The sequence below is a fragment of the Mycobacterium sp. E2327 genome, from assembly GCF_001672675.1.
GTDB lineage: Bacteria > Actinomycetota > Actinomycetes > Mycobacteriales > Mycobacteriaceae > Mycobacterium.
In genome coordinates this window covers 38,418-55,394 of record NZ_LZKE01000196.1, presented here as the reverse complement: position 1 = coordinate 55,394, position 16,977 = coordinate 38,418, and the positions used below count along the sequence as shown (strand labels likewise).

Sequence of the window (16,977 nt, the reverse complement as noted above, 5' to 3'; positions counted from 1 at the left end):
CGTCGCCGACGAACGCCGGCTTGAGCGCGGCCAGTTTCTCGACGGTGGTGCCGCGGCGCACCCCCTCGTCGGCGACGGCGTCATCCATGCGGGCAATTCCTCGCAGATCTCCGACGGGGCGGCGGCGCTGCTGGTGACCACGGCGGAGATGGCCGTCGAGCTGGGGTTGACGCCGCTGCTGCGCTATCGGGCCGGCGCCGTCACGGGGGCCGACCCGGTCCTCATGCTCACCGGGCCCATCCCGGCGACCGAGAAGGTGCTGACCAAGGCCGGCGTCTCGCTGGCGGACGTGGGGGTCTTCGAAGTCAACGAGGCGTTCGCACCGGTCCCGCTGGCGTGGCTGGCGGAAACCGGAGCGGACCCGAGCCGACTGAACCCGCTGGGCGGAGCCATCGCACTCGGGCACCCGCTGGGCGCCTCCGGCGCGGTGCTGATGACTCGGATGGCCCACCACATGCGCGATCACGGCATCCGATACGGCCTGCAGACGATGTGCGAGGGCGGCGGCACGGCCAACGCCACCCTGGTCGAGCTGGTCTCGTAACACTCGCCGAAGAACGACCCCGATGAGACGCTTGTCACAGCCGGGAAACCAACCTACTGTGTGTTCAGTAGGTTATTACAACGGCTGGCCGAGAGGGAGCCCGGTGCCCGTCGCGCGGCGATACGACACGCTTCTCGCCAAGGGCGAGGACCGCAAGCAGCGGATCCTCGACGTGGCGCAACGCCTGCTCTTGCGCAACGGCTGGCGCAACACCACGCTCGCCCAGATCGCCGGCGAGGCCGGGGTCACCCCCGCGGGCCTGCTGCACCACTTCGAATCCAAAGAGCAGCTGCTGCACGCCGTGCTGGACGCGCGCGACCAGGACGACGCCACCCACGCCGACCGCGCCGGGGATCTGCTCGCAGAGATTGCCAGGGTCGCCGATCGCTTCGATCGGGCGCCCGAGATGGTGGGCACGTTCACCGTGCTGCTGGTCGAAAACATCCTCCCCGACGCCCCGCTGCACGACCGCATGCTGGATCGGCAGCGGCAGGCGATCGACATCGTCGCCGAGCTCATCCGGCTCGGCCAGGCGGACGGCCGATATCGCACCGACATCGACCCCGCCGTCAAGGCAATCGAGATTCTCGCCTTCGTCCACGGAATGGAAACAATATGGTTGCTCGACCCTTCGATACCGCTGACCGACGCCTTCAAGGAGTACGCGGAGGCGCTGGCGCGGGACTTCGCGCCGCCGAAGACGAGCGAGCAAACATGAGGTACCGGCTCGACGTCGTCGCCAGCAGCGTCGCCGACGTGGTCAGGTTCGCCGGCGGCTGGCTCTTCGACCGCTCGATGGCCGGGTGGGATGTCACCGTCCTGCTGACCGACCTGGCCGATTGCCCCGACGTTCGGCCGCTGCAGATCGTCGGCGCCCGGACGCTCGACCTCGAGGAGGCCCTGGCCACGGTGGAAACGCGGCCACACCCCCAGGCGCTGGCGGCCGCGGCCGACCTGTTCGGATGCGACTCGCGCGTGCGCCAGGGCGTGCTGCAGGCCCTTGACCACGGCGCCACCGAGGTCACGCTGTGGGGCGAGATCTGGCCGGCCGAGCTGGACGACAGCGTCGGCCTGGTGCAGCACCGGCTGAGCATGGCGGCGAAGATCTTCAAGGGCCAAGCCCTGGCGGCGGCCGGGACGGGCGACGGGGTACCGCATGGCCCGATCGGTTACCTCGAAACCTTTCGCAGCGGGCTGCTGGCGTGGCCGTCGGTGGCCGCCGACCTGGTTCCCGCCGGCTAGTCACCGCTTCCAAACTCGCCAGCCGTCGTTTGACGACGACTTGGCCATATGGAAATGTAATACTCATCTCTGAGAGGCTCATTCTCACTGCTGAGATTCGAACGGAGCAACACGGTGAACGACTTCACCAAAATGGATTTCTTCCGCGGCAAAGAGCTCATCGCGGACCCGTACCCCTACTACGAGGCGTTGCGGCAGCAGTGCCCGGTGACCCGGGAGGAGCACCACGGCGTCACCATGGTGACCGGCTGGGACGAGGCCTGCGCGGTGCTCAACGACGCCGCGAGGTGGTCCTCGTGCATCTCGGTGACCGGACCGTTTCCCGGTTTTCCGGTCAGCCTCGAGGGGCTGGGAGACAGCGACATCACCGAGCTGATCGAGCAGCACCGCGACGAGCTGCCGTTCAGCGACCAGTTGCCCACGCTGGATCCACCGACCCACACCAACCACCGCTCGCTGCTGATGCGGCTGATCACCCCGAAGCGCCTCAAGGAGAACGAGGACGCCATGTGGGCGCTCGCCGACCAGGCGCTCGACGATTTCCTGGCGCCAGGCCGCGGCGACTGGATCAAGGGCTTCGCCGGCCCGTTCACGCTGCTGGTGATCGCCGACCTGTTGGGCGTGCCGATGGAGGACCGGGACAAGTTCGTCAAGGGCATCGCCGAGCATGCGGGTGGCGGCGTCGGGGGCACCGGTAAGGAGTCGCTGGCGCACAGCCCGCTGGAATTCCTCTACGGCCTGTTCTCCGACTATGTCCGCGACCGCCGTCGCGAGCCCCGGGACGACGTGCTGACCGGCCTCGCGACCGCCACCTTCCCCGACGGCTCGATCCCCGACGTCGAAGACGTCGCCCGTGTCGCCAGCAACGTCTTTTCGGCGGGCCAGGAGACCACCGTGCGGCTGCTCGGCGCCGCGCTGCAGACAATCGGGGAGCGCCCCGACATCCAGGCGCAGCTGCGCAGGGACCGCAGCCTGATCCCCAACTTCATCGAAGAGTCACTTCGCCACGAAAGCCCGGTCAAGGGCGACTTCCGGTTGAACCGGGTGCCCGTAAACGTCGGCGGCGTCGATTTACCGGCGGGCACCACCGTGATGATCGTGCAGGCGGCCGCCAACCGCGATCCGCGCCGGTTCGAGGACCCGACCACTTTCGATCCGGCACGCAAAAACGCCCGCCAGCACATCTCGTTCGGGCGGGGGATCCACAGCTGCCCCGGCGCGCCGCTGGCGCGGGCCGAGACCCGGGTGGCGATCGAGCGACTGCTCGACCGGACATCCGACATCAGGATCGACGAGAGCATGCACGGCCCGGCGAATGACCGCCGCTACCAATATGTTCCGACGTACATCCTGCGCGGCCTGACCGAACTGCACCTGGAGTTCACGCCCGCATGAAGGTTTCGGTCGACGACCAACGTTGTCGCGGTCACGGCGTGTGCGTCACGTTGTGCCCCGAGGTGTTCGCCCTGACCGACGACGGTTACGCGGAGTCGATAACGTCCGAGGTTCCAACGCAATTCGAGGCCGCCACCAGAGAGGCCATCGACTGCTGCCCCGAGCAGGCGATCAGCGAGACGCAGGGAGATTCGAGTGGCTAACGGGCCGAAAGGGTACGTCATTCTGACCGAGGCCATCAAGGATCCGGAGGGCATGAAGGCCTACGGCCGGGCCGCGGGAGCGGCGATGGGCGGGGTCAACATACTGGCGGTGGACACCGCACCCACAGTCATCGAGGGCACCTGGCATGGCCACCAGACCGTCGTGCTGGAATTCGAATCGGTGGACGCGGCCCGGGCGTGGTACGAGTCCGAGGCCTACCAAAAGGCGGCGCGGCTACGCCAAGCGGCGGCCGACTGCAACGCGGTCATCCTCTCCGGATTCGGCTAGCCCTCCACGATCGAGATCGCCTGCCGGGGGCATTGACGGACGGCCTCGCGCACGTCCGATTCGATCTCCGGGGTGACCTCCTCTTGCAGCACGGTCAGCATGTCGTCTTCACCGAGGTGGAAGATCTCGGGGTTGATGCCCATGCAGACGCCGTTGCTTTCGCAAAGCCCCCAGTCGACTTCGATCTTCTTCGTCATCGCGATTCCCCTTACCGAAGTATCTTGACGGGTACATTCTTCCAGCCGGCGACGTTCTGCATGTTCACCCGCTTGCACCCGGCCCAGTCCACCTCGTAGCGCGGCATGAAGTCCAGCAGCCGCTCCAGCGCGAGCCTGCTCTCCAGGCGCGCCAGCGCCGCGCCGAGGCAGCTGTGAATCCCGTATCCGAGACCCAGGTGTTGCGCCTCGGTCTGGTTGCGCTCGATGTCGAACGTCTCGGCGTCGGTGAAGGCCTCCGGATCGCGGTTCGCGGCGGCGCCGCAGAGGAACACCGGTTTGCCCGCCGGGATCACGCCGCCGCTGACGTGCGCCTCCTTCAGGGTGTAGCGGACGTTGTATTGCACCGGCCCCTCGTAGCGCAACAGCTCTTCCACCGCACCCGGGATCTTGCTGCGGTCGTCCTGCAGCATCTGCCACTGGTCGGGATGATGGGCGAAGATCACCGCCGCGTTTCCGAGTAACTTGGTGACGGTCTCGGCGCCGGCGCCTCCCAAAAGGGTTGCGAAGCCGGTGATTTCGATGTCGTCGAGCTTGCGCGGCTTACCGTCCTCGCCGGGGATTTCGGCCGCGATCAGCCGGCTGATCATGTCGTCCTGCGGTTCGGCGCGCCGCTCCTGGATCAGGCCGAAGTAGTACATCGCGGTATCGATGTTCGCTTGCATCCCAGCTTCGCTGATCTCGATCTGCCCGGGTTCGTGATGCAGGCTGGTGTCGATCCAGTGGCGCACCTGTTGACGGTATTCCTCTGGAACGCCGGCCATCCGGGTGATGACTTCCACCGGGAACGGCCCGGAGAAGTCCTGCACGACATCGAAATTGTCGGGGTCTGCGGCGCCCAGGTATTTCTCGATCACCTCGGTGATCGTTTCGACCTGCGATTGAATGGCCCGCGGGGTGAACGCCTTGTTGAGGAGGCTGCGCATGTGGCGGTGCTCCGGCGGGTCCATGAAGATGATCGACTTCTGTTCGGGGGAGATCCCTCGCCGCACCATCGCGAGGTCGCAGCCGCGCGCGGAGGAATACGTCTCGAAGTCCTTGAACGCGGCCGCGACGTCGACGTGCCGGGTCAGCGCGTAGAAGTCCTCTTTTTCGTCGTAGTACAGCGGCGCGTCCTCGCGCATCCGTCGATAGATGTCGAACGGATTGTTGAAGAACTCCTCGGAGAACGGATCGAACACGACCTTCGGCTTGGTCACTGCATGCTCCTCATCGGCGGGCTGAACCGTTACAGCGGATTGCCTGACTGTAACGCTAACGGTAGCGCTTTCGTGACGCAGCGAAAAGACCAAAACACCACCAGGTCAGACCTTCCCGCCAACCCCGCCGACTTTGATCAATTGCTCCAGCGCGCCCAGGTCACCGCCCAGTCCCGCCGCGACGTCACGCACGACCGCAACATCCTTGGCCACGAATTGGCCCGCTACCTCGATGAACGAGCCGAGAGAGCCCCGGGCGGCGACGATGTCCAGCACCCGGCTGGTGGCGCTGCCCTGGGGAAGGGCTTCCAGCAGCGTCGATTCCGGGACGCCCAGGCTTTCGCCCAACCGGATGGCCTCCGCGAGCAGCCCGATATGACCCGCGAACAGCGCGTTGTTGACCAGTTTCACCTTCTGGCCGGCGCCGATCGGCCCGACGTGCAGGACCGGATCGCCGTAGCAGCCCAACACGGGTCGCACTCGGTTCACCGCGGCGTCGGCGCCGCCGACGAAGAGCGTCAGCATGCCGGCGGCGATGTCGTGCGGGCCGCCGCTGACCGGGGCGTCGACCACGCCGACGTCGGCGGCGCGGGCGGCAATGGCCTCGATCGTCTCGGGGCTCGCGGTGGTATGCACCACCAGCGTGGAACCCGGCCGCATCGTGGGTAGCAGGGCGTCGTCCAGGCAGACCTGCCGCACCTGTTCGTCGGTGAACACGCAGACGACCACGACGTCGGCCCACGGACCGAGCTCACCCACCTCGCCCACCGCGCGGGCACCGAGCCACCCGAGATCGCGGTGCTGTTCGTCCGACCGGGCCAGGGCCCCGACGTCGTGACCCGCGTCGATGAGCCGGACCACCATGGGGCGTCCCATCCGGCCCACGCCGATGAAGCCGACTTTCATCGGGGGTGACCCATCTGGGCCAGGGTGGCGTCGGCCGCGTCGAGCACGGCGCCCCCGCGGGCCGCGGCCCGCTCGGCGAGTTCGACGATCAACCGGACGTCCTTCTGCAGCAGCGTCCCCGCCAGGCCGGCCAGCCGGTCTAGGCCGCCGATGCCGCCAAGGGCGTTGAGCGCGAAGCTGTTTGCGCTGCCGCGCGAGACGACTTCGACGAGGCGATCCGGCGACACGCCCAGCTCGTCGGCCAGCGCCAGGGTGGCGGCCGCGGTGCCCAGGTTGGCGGTGAACAGCAGGTTGTTGAGCAGTTTGGTGGTCTGTCCGGATCCGAGGTCGCCCAGGTGCACGACGGGGTCGGCGTAGGTTTCGAAGACCGGCCGGCAGCGCTCGACGACATCTCCGTCGCCGCCGACCATCACCAGCAGCCGGCCCTCCGCGGCCGCCGGACCGCCGCCGCTGACCGGCGCATCGATGATCGAAACCCCATGAGCCTCGGCCTGTTTGGCGAGCTCGCGGCAGGTGTCCGGATGGACGGTGCTGTGCACCGCGATGACGCTGCCCGGTGTCATGGCCGCCAGCAGGCCGTCCTCGCCGCCGGTGAGTTCCTCGATGTCGGCGTCGCCGACGACGCACAGGCAGACGAGATCGCTAGCCGCGGCCAGATCGGCCGGCGTCGGGGCGATCTTGGCGGGGGTGTCGGCGAACGGGTCCAGCGACGCGGGCCTGCGCGCCCATAGCGTCGTCTCGTAGCCGCCCTCGATGATCCGGCGTGCCATGGGGCCGCCCTGACTGCCTAATCCGATGAACCCAACCCGCATCAACCGGCCTCCAAATCGGCTTCCGAATCCGTTGACCCCTCACCCGCGCATTCCGCCACGAACGCAAGGACTTTCGCGTGGTAGTCGGGGGCGGTGTGGCCGAGGCTGATGTTGTGTCCGGCGCCAGATTGACGATGTACGACGAACCGCGGCGCCGCGGAGAACAGCGCACTGATCTGGGTCACCGCCGCGTCATCGGCCTGCCAGACCTTTTCGTGCTCGGCGATGCTGAAGTGCACGGGGACGCGCACGGCGGGCGCCAGGTCCGGGAAGGTCTGCCGTGCCCAATCGGAGACCATTTGGTCCTCGTAGGCCGGCGCCGAGGGGGAAACCGTTGCGCCGCCGAGGACCTCGGGCGGATACAGCTCCGCGGGGCTCCACAGCAGATCGCGCATGCCCGGCGGGCGGCATTCGCGGGTGGCGGTTTTCAATATTTCCTTGGCCGCGGGGTGGTAGTGCCGACCGGTGCCGGCCAGTTCGATGCCGAGCAGCTCGGCGCCGCGCGCGTCAGCGGCCATCCGCATCGTCAATTCGCAGCCGCCGGAATGGCCCCACACGAATACGCCTGCGCCACGAGGTCGTTCGCCGAGGATGCGCTCCACCGCCCCGTAGGCGAGGTTGACGCGCTGCTCGCCGGAAGCCATCGCCTCGGGATACGGCGCGGAGCTGCCGTAGCCCGGGCGATCGAGGGCCACCACGGTGAATCCGGCCGCGGCGCCCGTGCGCAACAACGAATATGACGGGTGGCCCGGGCAGTCGAAATACAGCGCGGTGGTGCCTCCGCCGTGGATGGCGACGATCACCGCCGTGGGCGCTTCGCCATCGCTGGCTTCGGCGACCAGCGCCGACATCGGCACGCCGTCGACGATCACCAGCCGCGGACGGACGCTCGTCATGTGTCGGCCCGCAGTAAAAGCACGCCGCTGGGGGTGAGGCCGCCGCTGCTGACCACGCCGACGCGGGCGTCGGCCACTTGCCGGTCACCGGCCTCGCCGCGCAGCTGGCTGACCGCTTCGTGCAGCAGGCCCATGCCGTGGGTGCGGCCGTGCGACAGCTGGCCGCCGTGCGTGTTGAGCGGCAATTGCCCGTCGCGCGCGATGTTCTTGCGGCCGTCCAGAAATTCCTTGGCCTCGCCGATGCCGCAGAATCCCAGTGCCTCGATCCAGGACAGGCAGTTGAAGGAAAACCCGTCGTAGAGTTCGGCGACGTCGACATCGGTGGGCCGCAACGAGGTGCGGGTCCACACGTGCGCCGCCTGGCCCAGCACCTGTGGCTCGTGCGTCAAAGTGCTTTGGTCCCAATCGAGTCGCTCGACGATCTGGGTGCCGACGGCCTCCACCAGCACGGGCGGCTTGGCCAGGTCGCGCGCCGCGTCGACGGCCGACACGATGACGGCGATCGCGCCGTCGCACGGCACGTCGCAGTCGTACAGCCCGAACGGCGTGGTGATGGGACGCGCGCCCAGATAGTCGTCCATCGTCATCGGGGTGCGGTAGATGGCGGTCGGGTTGAGTTCGGCGTTGGCGCGCTGGTTCAGGGCGATCCAGCCCAGCGTCTCTTTCGTGGTGCCGTAACGGTGGAAGTGGCGCTGCGCGTTCATCGCCAGTGTGTGGGCGGCCGAGGTGGCGCCGAATGGCATCTGCCACCCCGACATTCGGCCCATCGAGGGTGCGATTTTGCCCTGCTTCATCAGCTCGCCGTGGGTGGCTTCCCACAGCGTCCGGAAGCACAGCACATGCCGGGCCAGGCCGCAGGCGACGCCAAGCATCGCGGCGATCACCGAGCCGCCCGGGCCGAACGTCTCCATGGCGCCGTTGTGCCACGTCGGCCGGATGCCCAGCGCGGCCTCCAGGGTGGTGACGCCGCCCTCGCCGAATCCGCCTACATTGATCGCGCCGGGGTAGGTCGACAGGCCGTCGATGTCGGCGAACGTCAGCCCGGCGTCGGCGATCGCCGCCTCACAGGCCTGGACGGTGAGCGACAGCGGCAGCTGCATCAGCCGGCGCCCGATCGGTGACATGCCGATCCCGGTGAGCGCGACCTTGTCTTCGAACTTCTCCGGGGTGAGCATGGGGCGCACGTGCTCGCCGAAGCGCTCGGGCGCGATCTCGTCGGACGGCAGGGCCGCGGGTGGGGCGTCGGGAATCGGCCGAAACAGCGGAAACCACACGTCCTCGACCTGCTCGAAGACCACCTCCACCTGTTGCCCGAGCTCCAGCCGCTCGAAATCGCACTCGACGATGTTGGTGGTCAGCCGCACGCGCGGGTCCTCGGCGATCGCCACCTGCGCGACGACGTAGGGCGCCGGCAGCCCCGGCAGGCTGAACCGCTCGTTGACGGTGAACCCGGCGAGCGTCGCCCGGCCGGAAACGGCCCGCACGCCCATATTCCGGGACCGGCAGTACCGGCACACCGGCGCCGGCGGATGGATCAGCGCGTCGCAGCTCTGGCATTCCTGTAGCCGCAGGGTGCCGTCGGCGCCCGAAGTCCAAAAGAACTCGTTGTCCTGCGTGATCAGGGGCAGCGGGCGTCCGGTCAACGCGTGAAACCCCATTCGGCTTCGTTCGCCTCGGTGTTGACGTGCGCGGCCGGGTCGTCGTCCGTGCTCGGCGGTGGCGGCACGTCGTCCGGTCGGCGTTCGTCCATTTCCATGATCGCGTGCACCGGGCAGTCCATCAGGGCACGCATGACCGCGTCGCGGTCGGCCTCGGGCACGGTGCCGTCGCCGATCAGGCACGCGTATCCCCAGTCGTCGAGCGAGAAGTACGCGGGCGCGTGCTTGGCGCAGATGCCGAAGCCGTCGCAGAGGGTGCGGTCCAGGTGGATTCTCATGCCCTCGCTCACGCGTAGACCACCGCCTCCACCTCGTAGGGTCGCCCGGCGCTAAAGGCGTTGGCGCGGCACGGTTCACACGACTTGCCGAGATGCTGGGCCACCGCTTGCGGGAACTGGTCGAGCATGCTGGCGGCCACGTTGGTCGCGGCGTCCAGCGTGGCGCAGGCTCCGCGCCCGCGCAGCGTCACCGACCAGTGGCGCAGCCGATCCAGGTCCTCGGGGGTGGCGGCGCCGTCGCGGAGCGCCTCGGCGGCGGCGGCCATCGCGGCGGTGCCGTTGAAGCATGAACCGCATTGGCCCGCGTTCTCGCGGTCGAAGTAGGCCAGCACCGACGCGGCGACCGCCACCGGGCAGTCGTCGGCGAGAACCGCGATTGCACCGCAGCCCAGTCCGCTGCCGAGGTCACGGAACGTCTCGTGGTCCAACGTGGCGTTCAGCACGCTGCGATTGAGCAGCCCGGCGAAGTAGCCACCCAGCAGCGCGCCTTGGACGCGATCCGGCGAAACACCGTGCAGGGCAAGCAGATCGGCGAACGGCAGGCCGTGCGGGACCTCGTAGAGGCCCGGCGGCCGGCCGCCGCCGGTCAAGGTCACCAGGAAGGTGCCGGGCGAGGACGGCGTGCCCAGCGAGCGGAACTCCGCCGCGCCGTGCCGCTGCAGGTGGGGCAGGTTGGCCAGGGTCTCCACATTGCTCACCAGGGTGGGCAGTCCGCCGACGCCCTGCTGAAATGGCCGCGGCGGCTTGTCCGTTGGCTTGACCGGTCCGCCGTTGATCGCGCGGGTGACCGCGGTCTCCTCGCCGGCGATGTACCCCGGGGCGACGTTGACCACCTCGATCGCGATGTCGCCGGGCGGGTGCTCGGCAAGCGCGGCCTGGACACTGCGGGCCGATTCTGCGTCGGACAGGTAGACGTAGGCGCGGTCGGCGGCCACCATCGCCGTGGCCAGCCGCAGCCCGTCGAGGACCAGGTGCGGCCGGTGCCGCAGCAGCCATCGATCCTTGATCGAAGCGGGTTCGCCCTCCTCGCCATTGGCGACGACGACCGCGCCGCCCGCCGCGCGCCCGTTGTCGCGCACGGCGCGCAGCTTCACTGCCATCGGAAAGGCCGCGCCGCCCCGGCCCTGCAGCCCGCTGCGTTCGACTTCGCTGAGCAGTTCGTCGGGGTCGGTGAGCGGACGATAGCCGCCGAGTTCGACGTACGCCGCGCGGTTTTCGCTTGCGTTGCCGGGTCTATCGCCCAGCAGCCGCGACGGACACCCAGGCCAGGTGGTGACGGTGATATCCATCGCCTAGCTCCCCATCGTTAGTCTGGCGCACATGCGAACCGCCGTAGTGCGCGTCAACGTGGATCCGTCCGGCGTCCTCACGCCCGAACAGCTAGGACACGGCATGACCGCACTCCTCGGGCTTGCCGGCGAGCTGGGCTTGGAAGTCGTCGAGAACGACCTGGCGGCCATGCCGGCCGGCCGACGCGAGGTGGAGGTGCTGATCGCCGGCGACGATGCCGAGGCCGTCAAGCGCGTCGGAGTCGAGTTGTGCGGCAAGGCATTTAGCACCGCGCCGACGGCCGGCGTAGTCACGTTCATCAGCCGGGGGACCGACGACGACGCGCACGGCGTGCTGCGCGCCTTCGGGCTCACCGGCGAGATCGTCCGGACGCCCGGCGACGACGGTTTCGACATCGTCCAGGTGACCCTGCGCGAAGCCGACCTGGATCGCGTTCCGGAAAGCCGGATTCACACGGCCCTCGAGGCGTCGCTCAACTGCGAGGTTCACATTCGCACCGTGTGAACGCATCAGGAGCCCAGGAATTCGAGGATGGCGGGGGCGGCCTGCACCCAGGTGTCGAACATGTTGAAGTGCTTCACCCTGCCCGCCGCGCGGTCTTCGGACGCCCGCTCCCAGGCGTCCTCCGGCCAGGGCGGGTCGATCAGCTTGGAGCCCTTGATCAGGCAGCTGACCTCCAGCGACGTCCGCTTCGGGTGATCCATGTCGTTCTCGCCGCCACGAATGATCAACGTGGGGATCTTGATTCGATCGAACATTTCGTCCTCGACACCCGGAATCGTCTGTCCGGGCTTGGAGACGAACGCATTGAGCCAGCGCAGCATCACCTTGAGGAACTCGTCTTTGTCAAAGTCGAGGAACCGCTGCTTGTTGGCGGGGTTCTGCTCGATGCGCTCGCGCCATTCCTGCACCTTCACCACGCCGTCCATTCCGGTGCCGCGCACGGCGAGAATGCTCGGGATGATGTAGAAGGAGCCCAGCACGAAAGTGCCGTAGATGCCGCCGACGATGTTCCACACCACGAGTTTGGTGACCATTTCGGGGTAGAGCATCGTCGTCAGCATGGAATCCCTTGCGCCGCCGGAGCCCCCGGCGAGGATGCAGCGCTCGAAGCCAAGACCTGTCACCAGTTTGTGCAGCGTCTCGGCCCGCATGTGCGACTCGCTTTGGCCGTAGAACTGCACATCGGAGGCCCCGCAGTTGGGCCGGTCCCACAGCAGCACCCGATAGCCGCCGGCGGCCAGCGCGTCGGCCAGGGGGCGCAGGCCCTCGATCTCCTTGCTGAACCGCCCGCCCGGCGTCAGGGCGATGAGATCTCCTGTGTCACCGAGGATTTCGTAGACAACGTTCCCGCCGTTCACCTCGAATGTCGACACAGATGCTCCCGTCACGCCATTACCAGAACGTCGTTGCCGACGACTCGCACCGGGTAGGTGCGGATGCTCCACTCCGGCTTGACCGCGGTCGTGCCGGTCGCGAGCTCGAAACCCCATTGATGCCAGGGGCAGTAGATGAACTCCAGGTCGCGCACCATGACCGAGTCGCCGGCGGCGGTCTCGTCGACGATGGTGCGTCCGCGGGCGCGCCCCGAGCACAGCGGACCGCCCTGGTGTGGGCAGTAATTCGCGATGGCGTAGAAGGCGCCGTTGACGTTGTAGACGCCGACGCCATGTCGCCCGATCGGTACCAATTTGTGGGTGCCGGGCGGGATTTCGTCCACGGTTGCCACGACGTGTTCGCGACCCTGAGCGAGGCGGGGCTGGGGCGGCCTGGTGGTTGCCCCTTCTTGTTCAGGCACCAACTCAGAACACCCGGGTCTGACCCTCGAGGACCGGCACGGTCTCCGGGAGGTGGTAGGTCGCGATCCCGTTCTTGTACATCACCGCGTCCCGGGCCGCCTTCGGAAGGTGCTTGACCAACCAGCGCGGGTCGTCGAACGTCCAGTGCGGGTAGTCGGAGGAGAACAGCAGGATCTTGTCGCACTCCATCCACTCCAGCGCGCGGGTCAACTCGGTCTTGTCTTCCGGGTAGTCCAGCGGCTGGGTGGTGAACTTGATGTGTTCCTTGACGTATTCCGATGGCTTGCGCTTGATTTCCATCCGAGACTTGCGGGCTTCGTAGAGCGTGTCCATCCGCCACATCAGCGGCAGGATCCAGGAGAACGCGTGCTCGACGAACACGATGCGCAGCGTGGGGAATCGGTCGAAGACGCCGTCGAAGATCAGGCTCATCACCTGGTTGGCCGCCAGCAGTGAGTAGGTCACCATGAAATCGTGGTTGTAGCTAGGCAAACCCACCGGCGGCGTCGGCAGCATCTCGTAGTTGCTGCGCGACAGGTGGCAGCTCACCGTGATGTCGTGCTTGGTGGCGGCCTCCCAGATGGGGTTGTACTTCGGGTGGCCCCATGACGGCCGCGGCTCGGCCTTGATCAGGATCTGCGCCATGTACGGATGGCCGGCCCACGTCTCGATCTCGCGCGCCGCCCCCTCGGGGTCCTCGATCGCCGCGCAGATCGAACCGCGCCAGCGCTCGTGCCAGTTGTTGTGGCTGTCGAGCCAGTGGTTCGCCTGCCAGTGGTTGAGGGCGGTCGAGAACGCCTGGTGCGCCTCGGCCAGCCGCGGTGTGCGCCCGCCGGGTTCCAGGATCGCGATGTCGGAGCCCGCTTGCATGATCAGTTGCCGGAAGGCCATGTCCGGGTCGCTGCAGGCGAACTCGCCGTCCGGCGGGAAGGCGTCGGCGCGCATCGCGAAGGTGTGCGCGTAATCCGGGGCGTCGTAGTAGATCAGCTCGCCGACCTTGTGGTCCAGGAAGAACTTGCTGCGCCACGGCTCGGGGATGTACTGGGTGAGCTCGCCGCGCCGGGGCACCGGGTGGATGTCGGAGTCGACGCACCGGACGGCTATGCGCTCGGCGGCGGGAACCCGTTCGTGTATGTGAGTCAGCGTCATCTCTGTCTCCTCCGTCTCCCTTGTCCTTATTCTGCGACTAGCCCGCTGCCAGGTCGACCGAAATGTTGATCCCGTACAAGTTGGCCGCGTTGCGCCAGCACAGCTTGTCGCGCTGTTCGGCGGACAGCGATGCGGGCACCCGGCCGACGTTGTTGCTCTGCCAGTGCGGATAGCTGGAGCCGAACATCACCATGTCTTCCTTGCCGGTGAAGCCGAACCACTCGCCGGCGAAGTCGGCGTCGGGCGGGCCGTCGAGGCTGCCCTGCACGAAATACACGTGGCCGGGGAGGTAGTCGCTCGGAATTCGCGGCGCCCAGGGCGTCTGTTCCAGGTGGGGCCGGCCGAAGGTGTCCATCCGCCAGATGAACGGGGTGAGGAAGTCCGCGGCGCCGTCGGCCCAGACGAACTTCAGGTTCGAGAAGCGCTCGAACACACCCTCGGCGATCATGTTCATCAGGTGATACAGGTAGTTCAGCGCCATGAAGCTGACGTACTGCTCGTAGGTCAGGGTGTGCCCGGACGGCGTCGGGGGGAAGCCGATGCCCTCCCCCGTTTCGATGTGCACGGCGACCGGAAGCCCCGCGTCGGCGGCGGCCTCCCAGAGCGGCCAAAACTGGGGCTTGCCGTACAGCTCGCGGGATTGCAGCGGGACGCCGATCTGGACGATGCGGGGGTGGGCACGCCATTTCTCGATTTCGCGCAGGGCGCCGGCGATGTCGTCGGGGTTGACCCGGATGGTGCCGCGGAAACGCTCGCCGAATTCGGCGGAGTCCAGCCAGCGCGACACCATCATCTCGTTGTGGGCGGCGTGTAGCGCGGTGCCCAGATGGCGGTCGGGCATGATGCCGCGTCCCATCGGATGCAGGATCGCCACGTCCACGCCGCGCTTCGAAAACAGTTCGTTGCCAACGAATTCCGGATCCGAGCCGGGATACTGGCGGTCCGGCCCCTCGGTGTTCGGCGCGTATTCGCCGCCCGGCGCGCCGTACCAATCCATCTCGTAGTCGGGGAAGCCACGGCTCTTGAAGGGCTCGCGCAGGAAGGAGCGCAGGTCCTTGTTGGACGAAAAGAAGACGTGCACGCTCGCGTCGATCAGCGGGGTGCGGGTTCCGTCGGCGTGTTCGATCACGTAAACCGCCCCTCGGCTCGGGAAGCCAAAGTGAGCCCGATGAGGGCATCTGATAGATAAACTAACATTCTCGGCGGTCGCCAATCAACGGTATTTCGGTAAGCATTTCGGTTAAACATCGGCCCTGGTAGCCATCGGTATTGCCGTTATCTGGGTAAGTAGCGTTCTTGAATGAGGATAATAGCATTCTCGCTCTTGTCGGTGAATGCCGACCGGTGCCCGCCGGACGCCGAAGCGGTCCTGGAAGCGGCCGGTACGATCCGTCGCGTGGTGAGGGCCGGGCACGCGTCCATGGTGCGCTGGATCGGCCTCCTGTTCGTGATCGGCGCGGCACTGTTCGCGCTTGGCGTCCTGCTCTCGCTCCTTCCCGCGTCACCGCCGCTGCTCTCGGCGTTGACCTACGCGGTGGGGGCGGTGTTCTTCACCGCCGCCGCAACGCTTCAGCTGATCCTTGCTCGCCGGGCGCTACCCGAGGCCGAGCAGCACTCGCTGCCGCTGCGGGCGCGCACCACCGACTGGCTGGCCGCGGCCATTCAGTTGGTGGGCACGGTGCTGTTCAACCTCAACACGATCGACGCCGCGGTGACGATCGGTGCCCGCCCCGAGCTCATCGACGTCGACGTGTGGGTGCCCGATATCGTCGGCTCCGTCGCGTTCCTGGTCTCGTCGGCGATCGCGATCGTTCCCGAGGTTCGGGCCCGGCGGCACTCCCACGCTGCAAGCGCCTCGCAGCGCATCGCGTTCCTCAACTTCGCGGGGTCCGTGCTGTTTCTCGCCTCGGCCGTGGGCGCGCTGGTCCTGCGCTCGGGGGCCGACGTCAGCCTGGTGTGGGCCAACATCGGCACGTTCTTCGGCGCGCTGTGCTTCCTCGTGGCGGCGTGGCTGTTCGGCTGGCCCCCTCGCCGGCCGCAGAGCCAAACTCAGTGATCGCCAACGGGATTCAAGCGCTAGCCGGGCCGTCGGGCGTCGCGGGTGAACTGTGGGCCTCGACTGTGAATCGTGGCAGGAGAAATCGCCGGATTCCCTCCGCAGGTACACAATCGAAGCCGTTACTGCACACTCAGCGCGATTAGCCCGGAAGCGGCTTCACCGGACCCACGGTGACACCGGCGGCCCTCTCGAACGGCTTGATCACCGTCGTGAAATCGGAGTCCGGGCCCTCCTCGAGCGCGGCCGCCTCCCAGAGCCGGGTCACGGTTTCGGCGACGTCCGCCGGGGCGCCGAGCGCTTTCGCTTCGTCGAGATACAGCCGCACGTCCTTGACCATCAGCCCGGTGGCGAAGCCGTAGTCGAAGGTGCGCGGCAGGATCGCGCGGGGGAACTTGTCCCGGCTCGCGCTCGTCGCACCCGAACCCGCGTTGAGCACTTCGATCATTACGCCCGGGTCGAGACCGGCCTTCACGCCCATCGCGACCACCTCCGCCGTCGCGACCAACACGTTGGCCGCCAGGATGTTGTTGGCGAGCTTCATCGTCTGCGCCGAGCCGGGTTTCTCGCCGATGTAAAGCGGTCGTCCGATCGCCTCGAGAGCGGTTCGTATCGCGTCGAATTCATCGCGCGGCCCGGACACCATGACCGCGAGCGAGCCCTGCTCGGCTCCGCCCACGCCGCCGCTGACCGGGCTGTCGATCGCCACGATGTTCCGTCTCGCCAGCGCGTCGCGGATGTGCACCGCCGTTCGGCTGCCGACGGTTGAGAAGTCGACATAGCGCTTGACGCGTGAACCCTCGATCACGCCCGCGGCGCCGGTGGCCACCTCCACGGACGCGGCCGGCGTCGGCAGGCTGGCCATGACCGTCTCGACCCGATCGGCAACCTCTTTCGACGACGACGCTGCATGCGCCCCGACGGCGACGAGGCGATCCAGCGCCGCGGCGTTCGTGTCAAAGGCGACGACATGGTGGCCTCCTTCGATGAGGCGACGCGCCATGGGAAAGCCCATATTTCCCAGCCCGACGAACCCGAGCTCCATC

20 protein-coding genes and 1 pseudogene are annotated in these 16,977 nt (G+C 67.6%); 8 read left to right on the top strand and 13 right to left on the bottom strand.

What is annotated here, in order from left to right:
* The 6 genes and pseudogenes from A5712_RS22380 to A5712_RS22355 form a co-directional block, all read left to right on the top strand.
* Positions 1–544, top strand: a pseudogene (locus A5712_RS22380) (acetyl-CoA C-acetyltransferase); the annotation flags it as partial.
* A gap of 103 nt (positions 545–647) precedes the next feature.
* Complete coding sequence (locus tag A5712_RS22375) at positions 648–1,262, top strand: TetR/AcrR family transcriptional regulator (RefSeq protein WP_068109902.1); 615 nt, start codon at positions 648–650, stop codon at positions 1,260–1,262.
* Complete coding sequence (locus A5712_RS22370; protein ID WP_068109899.1) at positions 1,259–1,786, top strand: hypothetical protein; 528 nt, start codon at positions 1,259–1,261, stop codon at positions 1,784–1,786. The genes A5712_RS22375 and A5712_RS22370 overlap by 4 nt, the downstream gene beginning before the upstream one ends.
* Positions 1,787–1,918: 132 nt before the next feature.
* Positions 1,919–3,181, top strand: a complete 1,263-nt coding sequence (locus A5712_RS22365; RefSeq protein WP_068109928.1) for a cytochrome P450 — start codon at positions 1,919–1,921, stop codon at positions 3,179–3,181.
* Positions 3,178–3,384 (top strand): ferredoxin, encoded by a 207-nt coding sequence (locus A5712_RS22360; RefSeq protein WP_068109896.1) that lies wholly within the window; start codon positions 3,178–3,180, stop codon positions 3,382–3,384. The genes A5712_RS22365 and A5712_RS22360 overlap by 4 nt, the downstream gene beginning before the upstream one ends.
* Positions 3,377–3,673, top strand: coding sequence for a DUF1330 domain-containing protein (locus A5712_RS22355; RefSeq protein WP_068109893.1), 297 nt, complete (start codon positions 3,377–3,379; stop codon positions 3,671–3,673). Before A5712_RS22360 ends, A5712_RS22355 begins: the two co-directional genes overlap by 8 nt.
* Here A5712_RS22355 and A5712_RS22350 read toward each other — a convergent pair.
* From A5712_RS22350 to A5712_RS22315, 8 genes are all read right to left on the bottom strand, one after another.
* Positions 3,670–3,870 carry a ferredoxin gene (locus tag A5712_RS22350; RefSeq protein ID WP_068109890.1) on the bottom strand — a complete coding sequence of 67 codons (201 nt, stop codon included), beginning with the start codon at positions 3,868–3,870 and terminating at the stop codon, positions 3,670–3,672. The two genes, A5712_RS22355 and A5712_RS22350, sit on opposite strands and share 4 nt — an antisense overlap.
* Before the next feature lie 11 nt (positions 3,871–3,881).
* The gene (locus A5712_RS22345; protein WP_068109887.1) at positions 3,882–5,087 is read right to left on the bottom strand and encodes a cytochrome P450; all 1,206 of its coding nucleotides are present in this window, start codon (positions 5,085–5,087) and stop codon (positions 3,882–3,884) included.
* Between the two features lie 105 nt (positions 5,088–5,192).
* The gene (locus A5712_RS22340; RefSeq protein ID WP_082973594.1) at positions 5,193–5,993 is read right to left on the bottom strand and encodes an NAD(P)-dependent oxidoreductase; all 801 of its coding nucleotides are present in this window, start codon (positions 5,991–5,993) and stop codon (positions 5,193–5,195) included.
* Positions 5,990–6,805, bottom strand: a complete 816-nt coding sequence (locus A5712_RS22335; RefSeq protein ID WP_068109884.1) for an NAD(P)-dependent oxidoreductase — start codon at positions 6,803–6,805, stop codon at positions 5,990–5,992. The genes A5712_RS22340 and A5712_RS22335 overlap by 4 nt, the downstream gene beginning before the upstream one ends.
* Positions 6,805–7,701 carry an alpha/beta hydrolase gene (locus tag A5712_RS22330; RefSeq protein ID WP_068109880.1) on the bottom strand — a complete coding sequence of 299 codons (897 nt, stop codon included), beginning with the start codon at positions 7,699–7,701 and terminating at the stop codon, positions 6,805–6,807. The genes A5712_RS22335 and A5712_RS22330 overlap by 1 nt, the downstream gene beginning before the upstream one ends.
* Positions 7,698–9,359 (bottom strand): OB-fold domain-containing protein, encoded by a 1,662-nt coding sequence (locus tag A5712_RS22325; protein WP_068109876.1) that lies wholly within the window; start codon positions 9,357–9,359, stop codon positions 7,698–7,700. Before A5712_RS22325 ends, A5712_RS22330 begins: the two co-directional genes overlap by 4 nt.
* Positions 9,341–9,637, bottom strand: a complete 297-nt coding sequence (locus tag A5712_RS22320) for a ferredoxin (RefSeq protein ID WP_068109922.1) — start codon at positions 9,635–9,637, stop codon at positions 9,341–9,343. Before A5712_RS22320 ends, A5712_RS22325 begins: the two co-directional genes overlap by 19 nt.
* A gap of 8 nt (positions 9,638–9,645) precedes the next feature.
* Entirely contained in the window at positions 9,646–10,926 is a 1,281-nt protein-coding gene (locus A5712_RS22315; protein ID WP_068109873.1) for an NADH-ubiquinone oxidoreductase-F iron-sulfur binding region domain-containing protein, read from the bottom strand.
* 31 nt (positions 10,927–10,957) lie between these two features.
* Between A5712_RS22315 and A5712_RS22310 the strand changes: the two genes are divergently transcribed.
* Complete coding sequence (locus tag A5712_RS22310) at positions 10,958–11,431, top strand: hypothetical protein (protein ID WP_068109870.1); 474 nt, start codon at positions 10,958–10,960, stop codon at positions 11,429–11,431.
* 5 nt (positions 11,432–11,436) lie between these two features.
* On the opposite strand, the gene A5712_RS22305 is transcribed toward A5712_RS22310, so the two are convergent.
* From A5712_RS22305 to A5712_RS22290, 4 genes are read right to left on the bottom strand one after another with little or no spacing between them, the layout of a single operon-like run.
* Positions 11,437–12,303 carry an alpha/beta fold hydrolase gene (locus A5712_RS22305; RefSeq protein WP_068109866.1) on the bottom strand — a complete coding sequence of 289 codons (867 nt, stop codon included), beginning with the start codon at positions 12,301–12,303 and terminating at the stop codon, positions 11,437–11,439.
* Positions 12,304–12,314: 11 nt separating this feature from the next.
* Positions 12,315–12,728 carry a Rieske 2Fe-2S domain-containing protein gene (locus A5712_RS22300; protein ID WP_152531517.1) on the bottom strand — a complete coding sequence of 138 codons (414 nt, stop codon included), beginning with the start codon at positions 12,726–12,728 and terminating at the stop codon, positions 12,315–12,317.
* A gap of 1 nt (position 12,729) precedes the next feature.
* On the bottom strand, positions 12,730–13,875 hold the full coding sequence (locus A5712_RS22295; protein ID WP_068109863.1) for an amidohydrolase family protein: 1,146 nt from the start codon (positions 13,873–13,875) through the stop codon (positions 12,730–12,732).
* Positions 13,876–13,912: 37 nt separating this feature from the next.
* Positions 13,913–15,004 (bottom strand): amidohydrolase family protein, encoded by a 1,092-nt coding sequence (locus tag A5712_RS22290; protein WP_068109859.1) that lies wholly within the window; start codon positions 15,002–15,004, stop codon positions 13,913–13,915.
* 171 nt (positions 15,005–15,175) lie between these two features.
* Between A5712_RS22290 and A5712_RS22285 the strand changes: the two genes are divergently transcribed.
* Positions 15,176–15,931 (top strand): hypothetical protein, encoded by a 756-nt coding sequence (locus A5712_RS22285; RefSeq protein ID WP_156766720.1) that lies wholly within the window; start codon positions 15,176–15,178, stop codon positions 15,929–15,931.
* A gap of 142 nt (positions 15,932–16,073) precedes the next feature.
* On the opposite strand, the gene A5712_RS22280 is transcribed toward A5712_RS22285, so the two are convergent.
* Entirely contained in the window at positions 16,074–16,976 is a 903-nt protein-coding gene (locus A5712_RS22280) for an NAD(P)-dependent oxidoreductase (RefSeq protein WP_068109857.1), read from the bottom strand.
* Position 16,977 lies beyond the last annotated feature (1 nt).